Here is a 1,586-nt window from a genome sequence, read left to right as displayed (position 1 = left end):
TCATCCGGCGGATCTTCAGGCGGCAGATCTGCTCCTTGCCAAAGCGTCCCCAGCCCTTGTCGCTATTGCGTTCCTCCTCGGTGACCGGCCAATCCAGTCGTTCCTCTTTAGTGCTGACCTTGCCGGTGTCACAGAACATGATGCCCAGCGTCACAACGGTCATTTCCCAAAAGTTGCCTTTCCAGTTAAATCCGCCCCCAATGCAGCGATTGATCAGAGCGACCACTTCCTGCTCCTCGGGCTCGTACATCTCATAGAATTCTTCAAACATCGGTGTAGCCTCCTTTACAGCAGTTCCAGCACCTCGGCAGCGGGCTTGGCAAACTCTGCCGGGACTTGCTCCAATACATCCTGGTAGGCTTTCACCGCTTGCCAGGAGTAGTAATAGAAGCTGTAGAACAGGTCATCGGGGAAGACATCGTCCTCCTCGTAGCGCATCTCATCTTCTTCCTCGTCGTATTCCTCCGACCACAGGTATTCTTCCCGGAGCAGATCGGAGAACAGCGGCAGCGCCTCGGCGTGCTCCATATCATCTCCATCGTGGAAGCACTGGAGGATGCAGGCAAAGAAGTCCAGCAGTTCCCCGGCCAGGAAATGGGCCACAGGGTTCTGCCCGCTCTCTGCGAGGGCCTTCTCCAGAATTCGGCACAGGAACACCATGCCAAAAGGGGTAGCGTGCCACAGAGTACTCTGGTGCTCCATGTTGGTGGTGAGCTCGTAGAGGGACTCTTTGACGGACGCCAAATCACGCATCTGCTCCAGCACTATCAGGTGTGCGGGAAAATTCGTCCCCCGGCCATAGGCGGTGGTGAGCCGGTGCCACGGGACATCCGTGACCTTGAGATGGGTGATGTAGGTTCTGTTCTTCTCTGTCATGTTGCTGCCCTCCTTATCCCGCTGTATGGCTGAGGTACTCCTTCTCCAGCGCGGTGTACCACCGTTTCAGCATGGTTTCCAGACTGCTTTTCCCGCCTCGATCTGTAAAAACAAGGAACTTTTGCATCAGTCTGGGGAATAGATATTTGCCCGTTGTTGTCAGATCCTGATTGAGATAGACCATCCGCAGGATACGGCCCTGCCGGTCCAGAGGATTCTTTTTAAGCAGTTCCTTTTCAAAGCAGAAGCGCAGGAAGACCACATTCTCGTCGTAGAAGTCCTCCACCACAGCCGCGCCAATGCTGGTGTATGTGATGTCGTACACCAAACGGCTCCAGTCAAATTTCTCAGCATAGAGCAGTTTTAGTGCCTTTACCCAGTGTTCCTCCGGGATCACCAGCATCCTGTGCTGGGCGGTACTGGAGTAGCCGCGGTAGACGGGTTCCGGCTGCCCCAGGAGTTCACTCACACTGTCGGCGTAGACGAAGCACAGCTCCTCATCGAACAGGCCGCCGATAAAGTTGCCATTGCAGTACAGCATATAATTCTTGGACTTGGCCGGAGAATAGGAGAGGTTATATTCCTGGGAGTCCAGGCTTTGATGTACCTTGTTCAGAAAGTCTATTGATGTCATGGCTTTACTCCTCAAACTCGCCCTCGATCATCCCGTTCAGATACCGGCCGGGATCTGCGATGAAGTCATCCCATTT

General features: G+C 54.3%; 2 protein-coding genes and 1 pseudogene. All 3 read right to left on the bottom strand.

The features are described 5' to 3' along the window. Positions 1-271 (bottom strand): annotated as a pseudogene (locus tag B5F88_RS19440) (hypothetical protein); the annotation flags it as partial. Between the two features lie 14 nt (positions 272-285). Then, complete coding sequence (locus B5F88_RS19435) at positions 286-876, bottom strand: hypothetical protein (RefSeq protein ID WP_087937048.1); 591 nt, start codon at positions 874-876, stop codon at positions 286-288. A gap of 13 nt (positions 877-889) precedes the next feature. Further along, a complete protein-coding gene (locus tag B5F88_RS19430; RefSeq protein ID WP_087937047.1) occupies positions 890-1,510 on the bottom strand; it encodes a hypothetical protein in 621 nt (206 codons plus the stop codon). Positions 1,511-1,586: the final 76 nt, after the last annotated feature.

The organism is Flavonifractor sp. An306 (genome assembly GCF_002159455.1).
Lineage (GTDB): Bacteria > Bacillota > Clostridia > Oscillospirales > Oscillospiraceae > Flavonifractor.
The sequence above is the reverse complement of the archived record's forward strand: the minus strand, read 5'-3'. Positions and strand labels throughout refer to the sequence as shown.